Genomic DNA, 16,242 nt, shown 5'->3' with positions numbered 1-16,242 from the left:
GTGCTCGCGCTGGAGCAGGCACCTGAAACGCCGATGAATCAGTTGTCGATTTTGCCGGCGGCCGAGCGTGAGCAAGTGCTGGTCGGCTTCAACGCCACAGCGGCCGACTACCCGCGTGACATGACCATTGCGCAGCGCTTCGAGGCTCAAGTTTTGGAGCGGCCAGAAGCTGTGGCGGCGGTATTCCTCGGTGAACAGCTGACCTACGCCGAACTCAATCTGCACGCCAATGCTCTGGCCCATCACCTGATCGATCTGGGTGTGCAGCCTGACGACCGCGTGGCCATCGTCGCCCGCCGGGGGCTGGATACGCTGGTCGGGCTGGTGGCGATTCTCAAGGCGGGCGCCGGTTATGTGCCGGTCGATCCGGCGCACCCGGCCGAGCGTTTGCACTATCTGCTGAGCGACAGCGCACCGGTCGCGGTATTGATCCAGAATGACCTGCGCGAGCGCTTGCCCGCGCTCGCGGTACCAGTGATTGATCTCGACCGCTGCACCTGGCCGCTGAATTCGGCGCTCGATCCGCAAGTGCCCGGCCTGAGCGCTGAACACCTCGCCTACGTGATCTACACCTCGGGTTCGACCGGCCTGCCCAAAGGAGTGATGGTCGAACACCAGACCTTGTCCAACCTGGTTGACTGGCATTGCAACGCGTTCGATCTGTGCGCCGGTCGCCACACTTCAAGCCTTGCCGGATTCGGTTTCGACGCCATGGCCTGGGAAGTCTGGCCGGCATTGTGCGCGGGCGCGACCTTGCATCTGGCGCCAACGCAGGACGGCGGCGAGGACATCGACGCGCTGCTGCAATGGTGGCGCGCACAACCGCTGGACGTGAGTTTCCTGCCAACGCCAGTCGCCGAATACGCCTTCAATCAGAACCTCGAACACCCGACTCTGCGCACGCTGCTGATCGGCGGTGATCGCCTGCGCCAATTCAGCCGCAACCAGCATTTCGACGTGATCAACAACTACGGCCCGACCGAGGCCACGGTGGTCGCGACCTCCGGCAAGATCGAAGCCGGGCAGACCTTGCATATCGGCCAGCCAGTGAGCAACGCCACGGTGTACCTGCTCGATGCACAGCGGCGCCCGGTGCCGATTGGGGTTGCCGGCGAGTTGTATGTCGGTGGCGCCGGGGTAGCCCGTGGTTATCTGAATCGTCCGGAACTGACTGCCGAACGCTTCCTCGACGATCCATTCAACAGCGGCCGCATGTACCGTACCGGCGACCTCGCACGCTGGTGCGCCGACGGCACGCTCGAATACATCGGGCGCAATGACGATCAAGTCAAAATTCGTGGCGTGCGCATCGAGCTCGGCGAAATCGAAACCCGCCTCAACCAGCTCCCGGGGATTCAGGAAGCGGTCTTGCTCGCCCGTGAAGATCAACCGGGCCAGGTGCGGCTGGTGGGGTATTTCACCGAACAGGCGCATGTCGAACCGCTGGCAGTCGGCGAACTGCGCGCGCATTTACTGACTCAGTTGCCCGAGTACATGGTGCCGGTGGCGTTCGTCAGGCTTGATTCGCTGCCGCTGACGGCCAACGGCAAAGTCGACCGCAAGGCTTTGCCGAAGCCCGAACACAGCGCACTGTTCACCCGCGAATACGCGGCGCCGCACGGGGAGCTGGAAATTGCCTTGGCGCAGATCTGGGCCGATGTGCTGCAAGTCGAGCGGGTCGGGCGGCAGGATCACTTCTTCGAACTCGGCGGGCATTCGCTGTTGGCAATGCGCATGGTGTCGCAAGTGCGCCAACGCCTGGGCGTCGAGTTGGCCTTGAGCGACTTGTTCGCCAATGCCGAACTGGCTGCGGTGGCCGAGGTGCTGACCCGGGCGGCGCGCAGCACCCAGCCGGAAATCCTGCCGGTGCCGCGCGACGGCGCGCTGCCGCTCTCCTTCGCCCAGCAGCGACTGTGGTTTCTGGCGCAGATGGAAGGTGCCAACACCGCTTACAACATCCCCATCGCCCTGCGTTTGCGCGGTCGCCTCGATGACGATGCGCTGCAACGCGCGCTGGCGCGGATCGTCGCGCGGCATGAAACCCTGCGCAGCCGTTTCGTCCAGTTCAACGATGCAGCGCAGGTGCTGATCGCGCCAGTCGACAGCGGTTTGCTGCTGCGAGTCGAGGATTTGCGTGAGCACCCGCAGGCTGACGAGGTGTTGCAGGCGCTGATCGAAGGCGAAGCGTCCGGTCCGTTCGATTTGCAGGACGATCCGCTGATTCGCGGGCGCCTGGTGCGCCTCGCCGATGATCATCATGTGCTGCTGCTGACGGTGCACCACATCATCGCCGACGGTTGGTCGATGGGCGTGCTGACCCGCGAACTGATGGCGTTGTATCAGGCATTCAGCCACGGCGAGGCGGATCCGCTGCCGCCGCTGGCGCTGCAATACACCGATTACGCGGTGTGGCAGCGGCGCTGGCTGAGCGGCGAGGTGCTGCAACGGCAGAGCGAGTACTGGCAGCAAACGCTGGCCGGTGCGCCGGCATTGTTGCTGCTGCCGACCGATCGCCCGCGTCCGGCGCAGCAGGAATTCGCTGGCAGCACCGTTGAGGTGCTGCTCGATGAGCGCCTCACCGCTGGACTTAAAGCGCTGTGCCAGCGGCACGGCGTGACCCTGTACATGGCGCTGATCAGCGCTTGGGCAGTGTTGCTCAGTCGCCTGTCCGGCCAGTCCGACGTGGTGATCGGTTCGCCGGTAGCCAACCGCAGCCGCGCGGAAATCGAAGGCCTGATCGGCATGTTCGTCAACACCCTCGCGCTGCGCATCGACACTTCGGGCGAGCTCAGCGTTGAAGCGCTGTTGGCGCGGGTCAAGACGCTCACGCTGGAGGCGCAGGCGCATCAGGATCTACCGTTCGAACAAGTGGTGGAAATCACCAGACCGCCGCGCAGTCTGGCGCACAGTCCGTTGTTCCAGACCATGTTCAGTTGGGACAGCGGCAACGGTTCCGGCCTGACCCTGGGGGATTTGACGCTGGAAGGTGTGGCCGAGCCGAGTCACTTTGCCAAGTTCGATCTGTCGCTGACGCTGGGCGAGGTGCAGGGCGAGATTCGCGGTGTACTGGAATTTGCCACGGCGCTGTTCGATGAAGCGACGGTTGTGCGGTTTGTCGGTTACTTCCAGCGCCTGGTGCAGGCGATGGTCGGCAATGATCAGGCGCTGCTCGAGCAAGTGGAAATAGTGGCGCAGGAAGAACGCCAGCGCTTGCTGGTCGACTTCAATGCCAGCGCTATGGAGTCTGATCTGGAGCAGACCGTTCAAGGCTTGTTCGAGACGCAGGTATTGCGTACGCCAGACGCGGTGGCGCTGGTTGCGGGCGAGCAGATGTTGACTTATGCCGAGCTGAATCAGCAGGCCAATCGCCTCGCGCAGCATTTGATCGAACACGGTGTCGGGCCGGATTCGCGGGTGGCGATTTGCGTCGAGCGCTCGCTGGATCTGGTGGCTGGTCTGTTGGCCATTCTCAAGGCCGGCGGCGCTTATGTGCCGCTGGATCCGGTGTATCCGCCGGAACGTCTGGCCTACATGCTGGAGGACAGCGCACCGGTCGCGGTGTTGGTACATGGCGCGACGCGCTCCTTGCTCGGCGCGAGCGCGACAAACCTGATCGATCTCGATCGCTGCACCTGGCAAAACCAGTCCGGGCGCAATCCGCAAGTGCCCGGCCTGACTGCGGCAAACCTCGCTTACGTGATCTACACCTCGGGTTCCACCGGCACCCCGAAAGGCGTGATGGTCGAGCACCGCAGTGTGGCCAATCTGCTGCACTGGAGTGCCCAGTTGTGCCCAACCGTGGCCGACGCGGCGCTGTTGCAGAAAACTCCGTTCAGTTTCGATGCCTCGGTCTGGGAGCTGTTCTGGCCACTGACGGCCGGTTTGCGTCTGGTGCTGGCCAGCCCGGATGCGCATCGCGATCCGGCTGAGCTGGCGCGGGTAATCGTCGAGCAACGGATCACTGTCATTCAATTCGTCCCGGCGCTGTTGCAGCAGTTTCTTGAGCTGGAAGATGTTGGCCAGTGTCGCAGCCTTACCGAGATTGTTTGCGGTGGCGGCGAGCTGAGCGCGGCGCTGGTGCGCAGTGTGCGCGAGCGTCTGCCGCAGGTGCGCCTGCACAACGTGTATGGCCCGACTGAAGCGACGGTAGACAGCAGCGTGTGGACGCTGGAACCGAATTCGCCTCTGGCGGACAGCGCGCCGCCGATTGGCAAACCGCTGTGCAACACCCGCGTGTACATCCTTGATGCGTGGCAGCAACCGGTGCCTTTGGGCGTGGTTGGGGAGTTGTATATCGGCGGCGAACAGGTCGCGCGGGGTTATCTGAATCGTCCGGAGCTGACTGCCGAACGCTTTCTCCAGGATCCGTTCAGCGCTGATGCACGGATTTACCGCACAGGTGACCTCGGCCGCTATTTGGCGGACGGTAATATCCAATACCTTGGTCGCAATGACGATCAAGTAAAAATCCGTGGCTTGCGCATCGAACTCGGGGAAATTCAGGCGCGTCTGAGCCAGATCGAAGGCGTACAGGATTGCGTGGTAATGGCCCGTGAAGACGTGCCCGGCGACCAGCGTCTGGTGGCCTATTACGTCGGCACACCGCTGGATACCGAAGTGCTGCGCGCTGATCTGCTCAGGCATCTGCCGGATTACATGCTGCCGGCGCTGTTCGTGCATCTGGATGCATTGCCGCTGAGTCCGAACGGCAAAATCGAGCGCAAGGCATTGCCCGCACCCGATCAGTCGGCGCTCAGCACCCGTGAATATGCGGCGCCGATTGGCGAGGTGGAAATCGCCATTGCCGGCCTCTGGGAAGAGCTGCTGAAAGTCGAGCGAGTAGGGCGCCACGACCACTTTTTTGAACTGGGCGGGCATTCCCTGTTGGCGGTCAATCTGGTGGCGCGCATGCGGCGTGCCGGGTTATCAGCGGATATTCGCGTGCTGTTCGGCCAGCCGACCCTGGCTGCGCTGGCGGCGGCCGTTGGTGGGGCGCAGGAAGTCGACGTGCCGGCCAATCTTATTCCTGAAGGCTGCACGCAGATCACGCCTGAGCTGTTGCCACTGGTTGCGCTGGATCAGCCAGCCATCGAACGCATTGTCGCCAGCATTCCGGGTGGCGCGGCTAACGTGCAGGATATTTATCCGTTGGCGCCGTTGCAGGCGGGGATTCTGTTCCATCACCTGTCGGCAACCGAGGGCGATTCGTACGTGTTGCAGGCGCAATTCGCGTTTGCCGATGAGCAGCGGTTGCAGGCCTTCACCCAAGCTCTGCAAGAGGTGATCAACCGCCACGATGTGTTGCGCACGTCACTGTTCTGGGAAGGACTGGAGGAACCGGTGCAAGTGGTCTGGCGCCACGCGGCGCTGGAATGTGAGGCACAAACGATTGACGCAGCGGGCGGGGACGCAATGGCCCAACTGCGCAGCCGTTTCGACGCTGCGCACTATCGCATGCCCGTTACCCAGGCACCCTTGATGCGCGTGGTGCATGCGCCGGATCCGGCCAATCAGCGTGTGGTGGCGTTGCTGCTGTTCCATCATCTGGTCATGGATCACGTGGCGCTGGAGGTGTTGCGTCACGAGATGCAGGCCGTGCTGCTGGGTCAGGCGCAGCGTCTGGCTGAGCCAGTGCCGTACCGCAATTATGTGGCGCGCACGCGCTCGGGGCTGAGCGAACAGGATCACCAAAGCTTCTTCCGCGAGATGCTCGGTGATGTTGATGAACCGACTTTGCCTTACGGGCACAACCCGGCGCAGGAGGGCCTGGCGCAACAGGCGCATCTGGCGCTGGAAAATCCGCTGAGCCGGCGCATACGCGCGCAGTCCCGGCGACTGGGCGTCAGCGCCGCCAGCCTGATGCACTTGGCTTGGGCGCAAGTGCTGGGACAACTCTCCGGGCGCCACGACGTGGTGTTCGGCACCGTGTTGCTCGGGCGTTTGCAGGGCGGCGAAGGTGCGGAGCGCGCAATGGGCGTATTCATCAACACCTTGCCGCTGCGCATCGATCTGGGCGCACACAGTGCCAAAGGCGCGGCGCTGGACACCCACCAACGATTGAGCCAGTTGCTGCAACATGAACACGCGCAACTGGCGCTGGTGCAACATTGCAGCGCGATGGCGCCGGGCACGCCGTTGTTCAGCTGTTTGCTCAATTACCGCCACAGCTCACCGATGGGCGCGGTATCCGACGAGGTGCAAACGGCGTGGCGCGGCATGCAATTGCTGCAGGCCGAGGAGTACAGCAACTATCGCCTGACCCTGAGCGTTGATGACCTCGGCGAAGGTTTCAGCCTGACGACGTTGGCCGGTGCCGGGATCGACGCCGGGCGGGTTTGCGCTTATATGCATCAGGCCTTGGCCGAGTTGCTGGAGGCGCTGGAACATTCGCCGCAGTCGGGGCTGGATCGGTTGTCGATTGTGCCTGCCGCCGAACTTGAGCAAGTGCTGGTCGGCTTCAATGCTACGGCGGCAGAGTATCCACACGGGCTGACGATTGCGCAGCGCTTCGAGGCTCAGGCAACTGCACGGCCAGAGGCGCTTGCGGCAGTTTTCGCTGGGGCACAGCTGACGTATGCCGAACTGAATCGCGAGGCCAACGCACTGGCCCATCACCTGATCAATCTCGGTGTGCGGCCTGACGACCGAGTAGCCATCGTCGCCCGGCGCGGGCTGGAGACGCTGGTCGGGCTGCTGGCGATTCTCAAGGCTGGCGCCGGTTATGTGCCGGTCGATCCGGCGCATCCCGCCGAGCGCCTGCACTATCTGTTGAGCGACAGCGCACCGGTGGCGGTGCTCACGCAAACCGATTTGCTCGAACGACTGCCGGCGCTGGAGGTGCCGGTGATTGAACTCGACACCCGCAGCTGGCCCAACGCTGCAACGCACAACCCAACAGTGCCCGGTCTGACCGCCGAACACCTGGCCTACGTGATCTACACCTCGGGTTCGACCGGCCTGCCCAAAGGCGTGATGGTCGAGCATCAAACGCTTTCGAACCTGATCGATTGGCATTGTGCTGCGTTCGACCTGCGCGCCGGCCGCCAGACTTCCAGCCTCGCCGGGTTTGGCTTCGACGCCACGGCCTGGGAAATCTGGCCCGCGTTGTGCTCCGGCGCGACACTGCACCTGGCGCCGACTCACGATGGCAACGAGGATATCGACGCGTTGCTCGAATGGTGGCGCGCGCAACCGCTCGACGTCAGCTTCCTGCCGACCCCGGTCGCCGAATACGCCTTCAGCCAGAATCTTGACCATCCGACCTTGCGCACGCTGCTGATCGGCGGCGATCGCCTGCGTCAATTCACCCGCACTCAGCGATTTGAGGTGATCAACAACTACGGCCCGACCGAGGCCACGGTGGTGGCCACCTCGGGCAGAATCCACGCCGGACAAACGTTGCACATCGGCAAACCGGTGAGCAATGCCACGGTGTATCTGCTGGACGAGCAACTGCGCCCGGTGCCGCTGGGTGTGGCGGGTGAGCTGTATGTCGGCGGTGCGGGGGTGGCCCGCGGCTATCTGCATCGTCCTGAATTGACCGCAGAACGCTTCCTCAAAGATCCGTTCAGCAACGGCCGCATGTACCGCACTGGCGACCTCGCACGATGGCGCGTCGACGGCACCCTCGAATACCTCGGTCGCAATGATGATCAGGTGAAAATTCGTGGCGTGCGCATCGAACTGGGTGAAATCGAAACCCGTCTCAACCAGCTCGCCGGGATTCAGGACGCCGTGCTGTTGGCGCGCGAAGACGAACCCGGTCAGCCGCGACTGGTGGCGTACTTCACCGAACAGACGCCATCCGAACCACTGGTTGTCAGTGATCTGCGGGCGCAGCTGTTGGCGCAATTGCCCGAATACATGGTGCCGGCGGCGTTCGTCAGACTCGACGCACTGCCGCTGACCGCCAACGGCAAGGTCGATCGCAAGGCGTTGCCGATGCCGGACCGGGCGGCACTGTTCACCCGCGAGTACGCAGCACCGCAAGGAGCCGTTGAAGGCGCTTTGGCGCAAACCTGGGCCGAGGTGCTGCAGGTGGATCAGGTCAGCCGTCACGACAACTTCTTTGAACTCGGCGGCCACTCGCTGCTGGCCATGCGCATGGCCTCGCAGGTGCGGCAACGGCTGGGCGTGGAGTTGCCGTTGAGCGAACTGTTCGCCAATCCCGAACTGGCGGCCGTGGCCGAAGCGCTGACTCGTGCCGGACGTTCTACGCTGCCGCAGATTCTGCCGGTCGAACGCGATGAAGTGCTGCCGCTGTCCTTCGCGCAGCAACGTCTGTGGTTCCTGGCGCAGATGGAGGGCGGCAACGCCGCCTACAACATTCCGCTGGGCCTACGCCTGCGTGGGCGGCTCGACGAAGCCGCGCTGCAACAGGCATTGGCGCGCATCGTCGCCCGCCACGAAACCCTGCGCAGTCGCTTCACCACTATCAACGATGAAGCGCAGGTGCAGATTGCGCCGGTTGACAGCCAATTCCTGCTGCAAGTCGACGATCTGCGCGGCGAGCCGAAGGCCCGAGAACGCATGCAGAAACTGATCGAAGACGAGGCTTCTGCGTCCTTCGATTTGCAATATGACTGGTTGATTCGCGGGCGACTGGTGCGTCTGGTCGATGATCACCATGTGTTACTGCTGACGGTGCATCACATCATCGCCGACGGCTGGTCGATGGGCGTACTGACCCGCGAGCTGATGGCGCTGTACGCCGCGTTCAGTCATGGCGAACCCGATCCGTTGCCGCCGCTGGCGTTGCAATACACCGACTACGCCGTATGGCAGCGACGCTGGCTGAGCGGCGAAGTGCTGCAGCGCCAGAGCGAATATTGGCAACAGACGCTGTCCGGTGCGCCGACCCTGCTGACGTTGCCCACTGATCGTCCCCGTCCCGCGTTGCAGGACTACAGCGGCGCAGGCGTACAAATCTGGCTGGATGCCGAGCTGAGCGCCGGGCTTCGGGCCTTGAGTCAACGTCATGGCGTGACTTTGTACATGACCATGATGAGCGCCTGGGCACTGCTGATGAGTCGCTTGTCGGGGCAGTCCGACGTGGTGATCGGCTCGCCAGTGGCGAACCGTGGCCGGGCCGAGATCGAGGACCTGATCGGCATGTTCGTCAACACCCTGGCATTGCGCATCGATACGTCGGGCGAACTGACGGGCGAGGCGCTGCTGGCGCGGGTCAAGGCGCGTACGCTGGAGGCTCAGGCCCATCAGGATCTGCCATTCGAGCAAGTGGTGGAAGTCGCGAAACCGGCGCGCAGTCTGGCGCACAGCCCCTTGTTCCAGACCAGCCTGAGCTGGAACAGCGCCACTGGCACTGATCTGGTGCTAGGCGATCTGACCCTGGAAGCGCTGGCCGGGCAGGTACACGTCGCCAAGTTCGACCTGACCCTGACGCTGGGCGAATCGAAGGACAAAATCGGTGGCTGGCTGGAATACGCCACCGCGCTGTTCGACGAGACGACGATCAAGCGTTACGTCGGTTACTTCCAGCGTTTGCTGCGGGCGATGGTCAGTAATGATCAGACGGTGCTGGAGCAAGTGCCGATCATTGAGGAGCACGAGCGCAACCGGCTGCTGGTCGAGTTCAACGCGACTGCGCGGGAGTATCCGCAAACGCTGAGCGTGCATCTGTTGTTCGAAGCGCAAGTGCTGGTCAATCCGCACGCCGTGGCTGCCGTTCATGGCGAACAACAGCTGAGCTATTTCGAACTCAACGCGCAGGCCAACCGGCTGGCGCATCAGTTGATCGGGCAGGGCGTGCAACCCGGCGCGCATGTGGCGCTGCTGCTGCCGCGCTCGCTGGATCTGCTGGTCGCACAACTGGCGATCAGCAAGTGCGCGGCGGCTTATGTGCCACTGGACATCAACGCGCCGAGCGAACGCCAGGCGTTCATGGTGCGGGACTGTGACGCAGTGGCCTTGCTGACGTTCAGCCATATGGAGGTCGACTACGCGGTCACGCGGATTGATCTGGACACGCTGACGCTCGACGGCCAACCCGACTACAACCCGGATCTGCCGCAATCGAGTGAATCGCTGGCGTACATCATGTACACCTCCGGTTCCACCGGCATGCCGAAGGGCGTGATGGTGCCGCATCGGGCGATTGGCCGGTTGGTGATCAACAACGGTTATGCCGATTTCAATCCGCAGGATCGTGTGGTGTTCGCGTCCAACCCGGCCTTCGACGCCAGCACCATGGATGTCTGGGGCGCGCTGCTCAATGGCGCTCAGGTAGTGGTGATCGACCATGCGACCTTGCTCGATCCGCTCGCGTTCGGTGAAGTGCTGGCCTCAAGCGGGGCGACGATCCTGTTCGTCACCACGGCGTTGTTCAACCAGTACGTGCAACTGATTCCCGAGGCCTTGAAGGGCTTGCGCATCCTGTTGTGCGGTGGCGAACGGGGCGATCCGGCGGCGTTTCGCACACTGCTGGCCAAAGCGCCGGGACTGCGCATCGTGCATTGCTATGGCCCGACTGAAACCACGACGTATGCCACCACATACGAAGTTCACGAAGTAGCGCATGACGCCGAAACCGTGCCGATTGGCGGGCCGATTTCCAACACTCAGGTCTATGTACTCGACGCGCATCAGCAACCGTTGCCGCTGGGCGTGACCGGCGAGCTGTACATCGGCGGTCAGGGTGTGGCGCTGGGCTATTTGAACCGGGCGGATCTGACTGCCGAGAAATTCCTGGAAGACCCGTTCAGCGACAAACCTGGTGCATTGCTTTATCGCACTGGCGACCTCGCGTGCTGGAATGCAGCCGGGCAACTGGAGTGCATCGGGCGTAACGATGATCAGGTGAAAATCCGTGGTTTCCGCATTGAACTGGGGGAAATCGAAAATCGTCTGCTGAGCTGCAATGGGGTCAAGGAAGCCGTGGTGCTGGCGCGTCAGGACGGCCAGGAACCGCTGCGTCTGGTGGCTTATTTCACCCTGAGCGATGCAACCGTGCAAAGCGCCGATCTACGCGCTCAGTTACAAGCGCGACTGCCGGAATACATGGTGCCGTCGGCCTGGGTGCGCCTCGACGTTTTGCCGCTGACCAACAATGGCAAAGTCGACCGTAAAGCTTTGCCGATCCCGGCGCAGGACGCGTTGCTCAGCCGTGGCTACGAGGCCCCGGCCACTGCGCTGGAACACACCCTCGCACGGTTGTGGGCCGAGGTGCTGCAGGTCGAGCAGGTCGGTCGTCACGACAACTTCTTCGAACTCGGTGGGCATTCGCTACTGGCGATGCGCATGGTTTCGCAGGTGCGGCAGCAGCTCGGGGTGGAGCTGACGCTGAATGATCTGTTCGCCAACGCTGAACTGGCGGCCGTGGCCGAGGTATTGAGCGGGGCCGCACGCTCCACGCTGCCGGACATCCTGCCAGCGTCACGCGATGAAGTGTTGCCGCTGTCGTTCGCGCAGCAACGGCTGTGGTTCCTCGCGCAAATGCAGGGCGGCAATACCGCTTACAACATTCCGATTGGCCTGCGCTTGCGTGGTCAGCTCGATGAGGTGGCGCTGCAACAGGCGTTGTCGCGCATCGTCGCCCGCCATGAAACCCTGCGCAGCCGTTTCACTTCATTCAACGATCAAGCGCAGGTGCTGATCGCGCCGCTCGACAGCGCCTGGCTGCTGCGCATCGAGGATCTGCGCGGGCACCCGCACGCCGAGCAAACCCTGCAATCGCTGATCGAAACCGAAGCCTGCGCGCCCTTCAATTTGCAGGACGGCCCTTTGTTCCGAGGACGTTTGGTGCGCCTGGCCGACGATCACCATGTGCTGCTGCTGACTGTGCATCACATCATCGCCGACGGCTGGTCGATGGGCGTGCTGACCCGCGAACTGATGGCGTTGTATCAGGCGTTCAGCAGAGGTGAGGAAGATCCGCTGCCGCCGCTGGCCTTGCAATACACCGACTACGTCGTGTGGCAACGGCGCTGGCTGACCGGCGAAGTGTTGCAGCGTCAGAGCGATTACTGGCAACGAACCCTGGCCGGTGCGCCGAGCGTGTTGACCTTGCCCCTTGACCGGCCGCGCCCGGCGCAGCATGACTACAGCGGTGCCGGCGTCGAAATTGTCCTCGACCAGCCACTGAGCGCTGCACTCAAAGCACTGTCGCAGCGTCACGGCGCAACCTTGTACATGACCCTGCTCAGCGCCTGGGCGATGCTGCTCAGTCGCCTGGCCGGGCAGTCCGAAGTGGTGATCGGTTCGCCAGTGGCCAACCGCAACCGCGCCGAGATCGAAGGGTTGATCGGCATGTTCGTCAACACCCTCGCGTTGCGCATCGACACCTCGGGCGAACTCAGCGTCGAGGCGCTGCTGGCGCAGGTCAAGGCGCGCACGCTGGAGGCGCAGAGTCATCAGGATCTGCCGTTCGAGCAAGTGGTGGAAATCACCCGGCCGGTGCGCAGTCTGGCGCACAGTCCGCTGTTTCAGACCCTGTTCAGTTGGGACAGCAGCGGCGGGCCGACTCTGGCCTTGGGCGAGCTGACGCTGGAAGGCGTGGCGGCGCAAAGTCATTCGGTGAAATTCGATCTGTCGCTGAGTCTAGGTGAGGCGCAGGACGGCATTCGCGGCGCGCTGAACTACGCCACGGCGTTGTTCGATGAAGCGACGATTCAGCGTTTTGTCGGTTACTTCCAGCAGTTGCTGCGGGCGATGGCCGCGAGTGATCAAACGATCCTCGAGCAGGTGGGCTTGTTGGGGCAGGACGAGCGGCGGCTGCTGCTTGAAGATTTCAACGCCACGGCCGTCGATTGCGCGATTGATCAGCCGATCCAGATGCTGTTCGAAGCGCAGGTGCGGCTCCAGCCGGACGCGGTTGCGTTACAGGCGGGCGAGCAATGCCTGACTTACCGTGAACTCAACGAACAGGCCAACCGACTCGCTCATCATCTGCGCGAACAAGGCGTGCAACCCGATTCGCGGGTGGCGATCTGCGTCGAACGCGGTCTGGAACTGGTGATCGGGCTGCTGGGGATACTCAAGGCCGGCGGCGCGTATGTGCCGCTGGACCCGGATTATCCGCTGGAACGCCTGCATTACATGCTGCAGGACAGCGCGCCGGTCGCGGTGCTGGTGCATGCGCCGACGCGGGATCTGTTTGCAGACAACGCTCTGCCGCTGATCGATTTCGACCGCTGTACCTGGCTTGATCAATCGGAAGCCAACCCGCACGTATCGGGCCTCAGTGCCTCGAACCTGGCCTACATGATCTACACCTCCGGCTCCACCGGGACGCCGAAGGGCGTGATGCTCGAACACCGTGGTCTGTGCAATCTGGTGCATTGGGGTTCGCAGATCTGCCCGCCGACGGCGGATGCGGCGCTGCTGCAAAAAGCCCCGTTCAGTTTTGACGGTTCAGTGTGGGAATTCTTCTGGCCGCTGACGGCGGGTGTACGGCTGGTGCTGGCGCGTCCCGGCGGCCATCGCGAGCCGGCGTATCTGGCGCAGGTGATTCGCGAGCAGCAAATCAGCGTGGTCAAATTCGTGCCGGCGCTGCTGCAACAATTCCTCGAGCTGGAAGGCGTCAGTCAGTGCAGCAGCCTCAGCGACGTGTTCTGCGGCGGCGGCGAGCTTACCGCCGCACTGGCCCGAGCTGTTCGCCAACGCTTGCCGTGGGTGCGTTTGCACAACGTCTACGGCCCGACCGAGGCCACGGTCGACAGCACCGCGTGGACGCTGGAGCCACAGATGCCGGTACCGGAGAGCGAATTGCCGATTGGCAGCGCCATCTGCAACACCCGGCTGTATGTCCTCGATGCGCATGATCGACCGGTGCCGCTGGGCGTCAGCGGCCAGTTGCACATTGGCGGGGTTGGCGTGGCACGCGGTTATCTCGGCTTGCCGGACATGCAGGCTGAAAGGTTTATCGACAGCCCGTTCGTGGCCGGTGATCGGCTGTATCGCACCGGGGATCTGGTGCGTTATCGCGCCGATGGCAATCTCGAATTTCTCGGGCGCAATGACTTCCAGGTCAAGCTGCGTGGCTTGCGTTTGGAGCTGGGCGAAATCGAAGCGCGGCTGATCGAGCATCCGGCGGTGCGTGAAGCGGTGGTGCTGGTACGCGACGAGCGGCTGGTGGCGTATTTCAGCGTACGCGATGGCGAGTTAGCGCCGGGCATTGAAGCCCTGCGTGCGCATGTTTTGGAGCGCCTGCCGGATTACATGACACCGGGCGCGTTTGTGCTGCTCGACACGTTGCCGCTGTCGCCGAACGGCAAGGTTGATCGCAAAGCCTTGCCGGCACCGGATCAGGCTTCGGTCATCAGCCGTGCATACGAAGCGCCGCGAGGCGCAGTGGAAACCGCGCTGGCGCAGATCTGGGCCGAGGTGTTGGGTGTCGAGCAGGTCGGGCGCCACGACAACTTCTTCGAACTTGGCGGGCATTCGTTGCTGGCGATTCGGCTGGTCAATCTGATGCAGCGCGCGGGTCTGCAAGTGACGCTGGCCGAGCTGTTCCAGCACCCGAGCATCGAGTCGGTGGCGACGCTGCTCAGCCGGGGCGACGCAGTTGTCGAGCAGCCGGAAGGCTTGGTCATCGTGCGCGCCGCAACGACAGGTACGCCGCTGTTTCTGGTGCATGAGTTCAGCGGCCGGGACGTGTATTTCCCGGCGCTGGGCATGCACATCGCTGGCGAATTCCCGATCTACGGGTTGCCCGGCGTGCCGCTCGGTCAACCGCAACTGCGCACGCTGGAATGCATGGCCGCGCGCATGGTCGGGATCATTCGTTCGGTGCAGCCGCAGGGGCCGTATCGTCTGGCAGGGTGGTCGTTCGGCGGGTTGTTGGCGTATGAAATTGCCCAGCAATTGCTTGGGCTGGATCAAGCGGTGGCTTTCGTCGGCATGATCGACACTTACGCGCCGCGCCCGGCCAGTCAAAACAAGGCGCAATGGAGCGGCGCCCATCTGCACGAGCGTCTGTTGCTGCAACATTGCCAGGCGCGTGCGTCATTGTCGGGAGGCGATGAGCAAGCGGCGGTGGCCCGGCTCGAAGCTCAAATGCCGCACATGGACTTCGCAGAGTTGTTCACACATTGCTGCGAGCAGCAGTTGCCGGATCCAGAATTGGCCGCGCTCGCGCCAGCCGATGCCTGGCACTACTTCGAGCGTGAAGCCGCGCACGGTCAGGCGTTGGCGCATTACCGGGTCAGCCCGGCGAGTCAGCCGATTCATCTGCTGCGCGCCCAGTCGCTGATGCCAGGACAGCTGGAAACCAGCCCGACGCGTTATTGGGGCGAGAAGATCTCCGCTGATTTGTTGCGGTGCATCGATGTGCCCGGCGATCACAAAAGCATGATGCAAGCGCCGCATGTCCAGATGCTGGGGGAAACCCTCAGCCGCGCAATGGAGGCGGCGAGCGTGCCTGCGCCCGTGACCTATCAACCCCTGCTGACCATTCAGACCGGACAACCCGGCCAGGCGCCGATCTTCTGCATACCGGGGGCGGGCGACAGCGTGACCGGGTTCATCCAGCTGACCGAGGCACTCGGGCCGGAGTGGCCGATCCACGGCTTGCAACCGCGTGGTCTGGATGGCGTCAGCGTGCCGCACACCCGGGTCGAGGCCGCTGCGGCGTTTTATCTGCACGCCATCGAGCAGGTTTACCCCGAAGGCGCCGTGCACTTGATCGGGCATTCGTTCGGCGGCTGGGTCGCGCATGCCATGGCCGCGCAGTTGCAAGCGGCCGGGCGCCCGGTGGCATCGTTGACCCTGATCGACACGGAGGCGCCGGATGGCAACGAAGTGACGGGCAAACCGCACACCACCACGGCGGCGTTGCAGCGCTTGATCGAAACCCTGCAATTGTCCTGCGGCAAATCCTTGGGAATCGATCCGCAGACCTTCGCCGATGCCGACGACAGTACGCAAATGCGCCTGCTGCACGAAGGCATGGTGCGTGCTGGCGTGTTGTCGCCACGCGCGGTCGCAGATGCGATGCATGGTCCGGTGCGCACCTTCGCTACGGCATTGCGCACGCTGTATCAGCCGACCCTGAGTTACAGCGGGCCGGTGCGGCTGGCGCTGGTCGATGACCCGAAACTCGATGCCGAGGGCAATCAGAGTGAGCAAGCGGCGCTGGTCGATGGCTGGCAACGGCAGGTCAGCGATCTGGCGGTGTGGTACGGGCCGGGCAACCACTTCACGATTCTCAAGGCACCGAATGTGTTCAGCCTCGCGGCGTGGTGGCACGACGGGCTGACGCACAAGGCCGGTGAAGTGCTGTCCTGA

1 protein-coding gene (running past one end of the window) is annotated in these 16,242 nt (G+C 63.3%); it reads left to right on the top strand.

Translation table 11 applies throughout. From position 1 onward, the window contains the following. On the top strand, positions 1 to 16,242 hold the 3' portion of the coding sequence (locus ACP7BN_RS02920; RefSeq protein ID WP_426201471.1) for a non-ribosomal peptide synthase/polyketide synthase. It extends 1,566 nt beyond the left edge of the window; 16,242 of the gene's 17,808 nt are visible here — the last part of the coding sequence; the start codon falls outside the window, past its left edge; it ends in the stop codon at positions 16,240 to 16,242.

It is taken from the genome of Pseudomonas sp. TWP3-1 (assembly GCF_049896625.1).
GTDB lineage: Bacteria > Pseudomonadota > Gammaproteobacteria > Pseudomonadales > Pseudomonadaceae > Aquipseudomonas.
The sequence above is the reverse complement of the archived record's forward strand: the minus strand, read 5'-3'. Positions and strand labels throughout refer to the sequence as shown.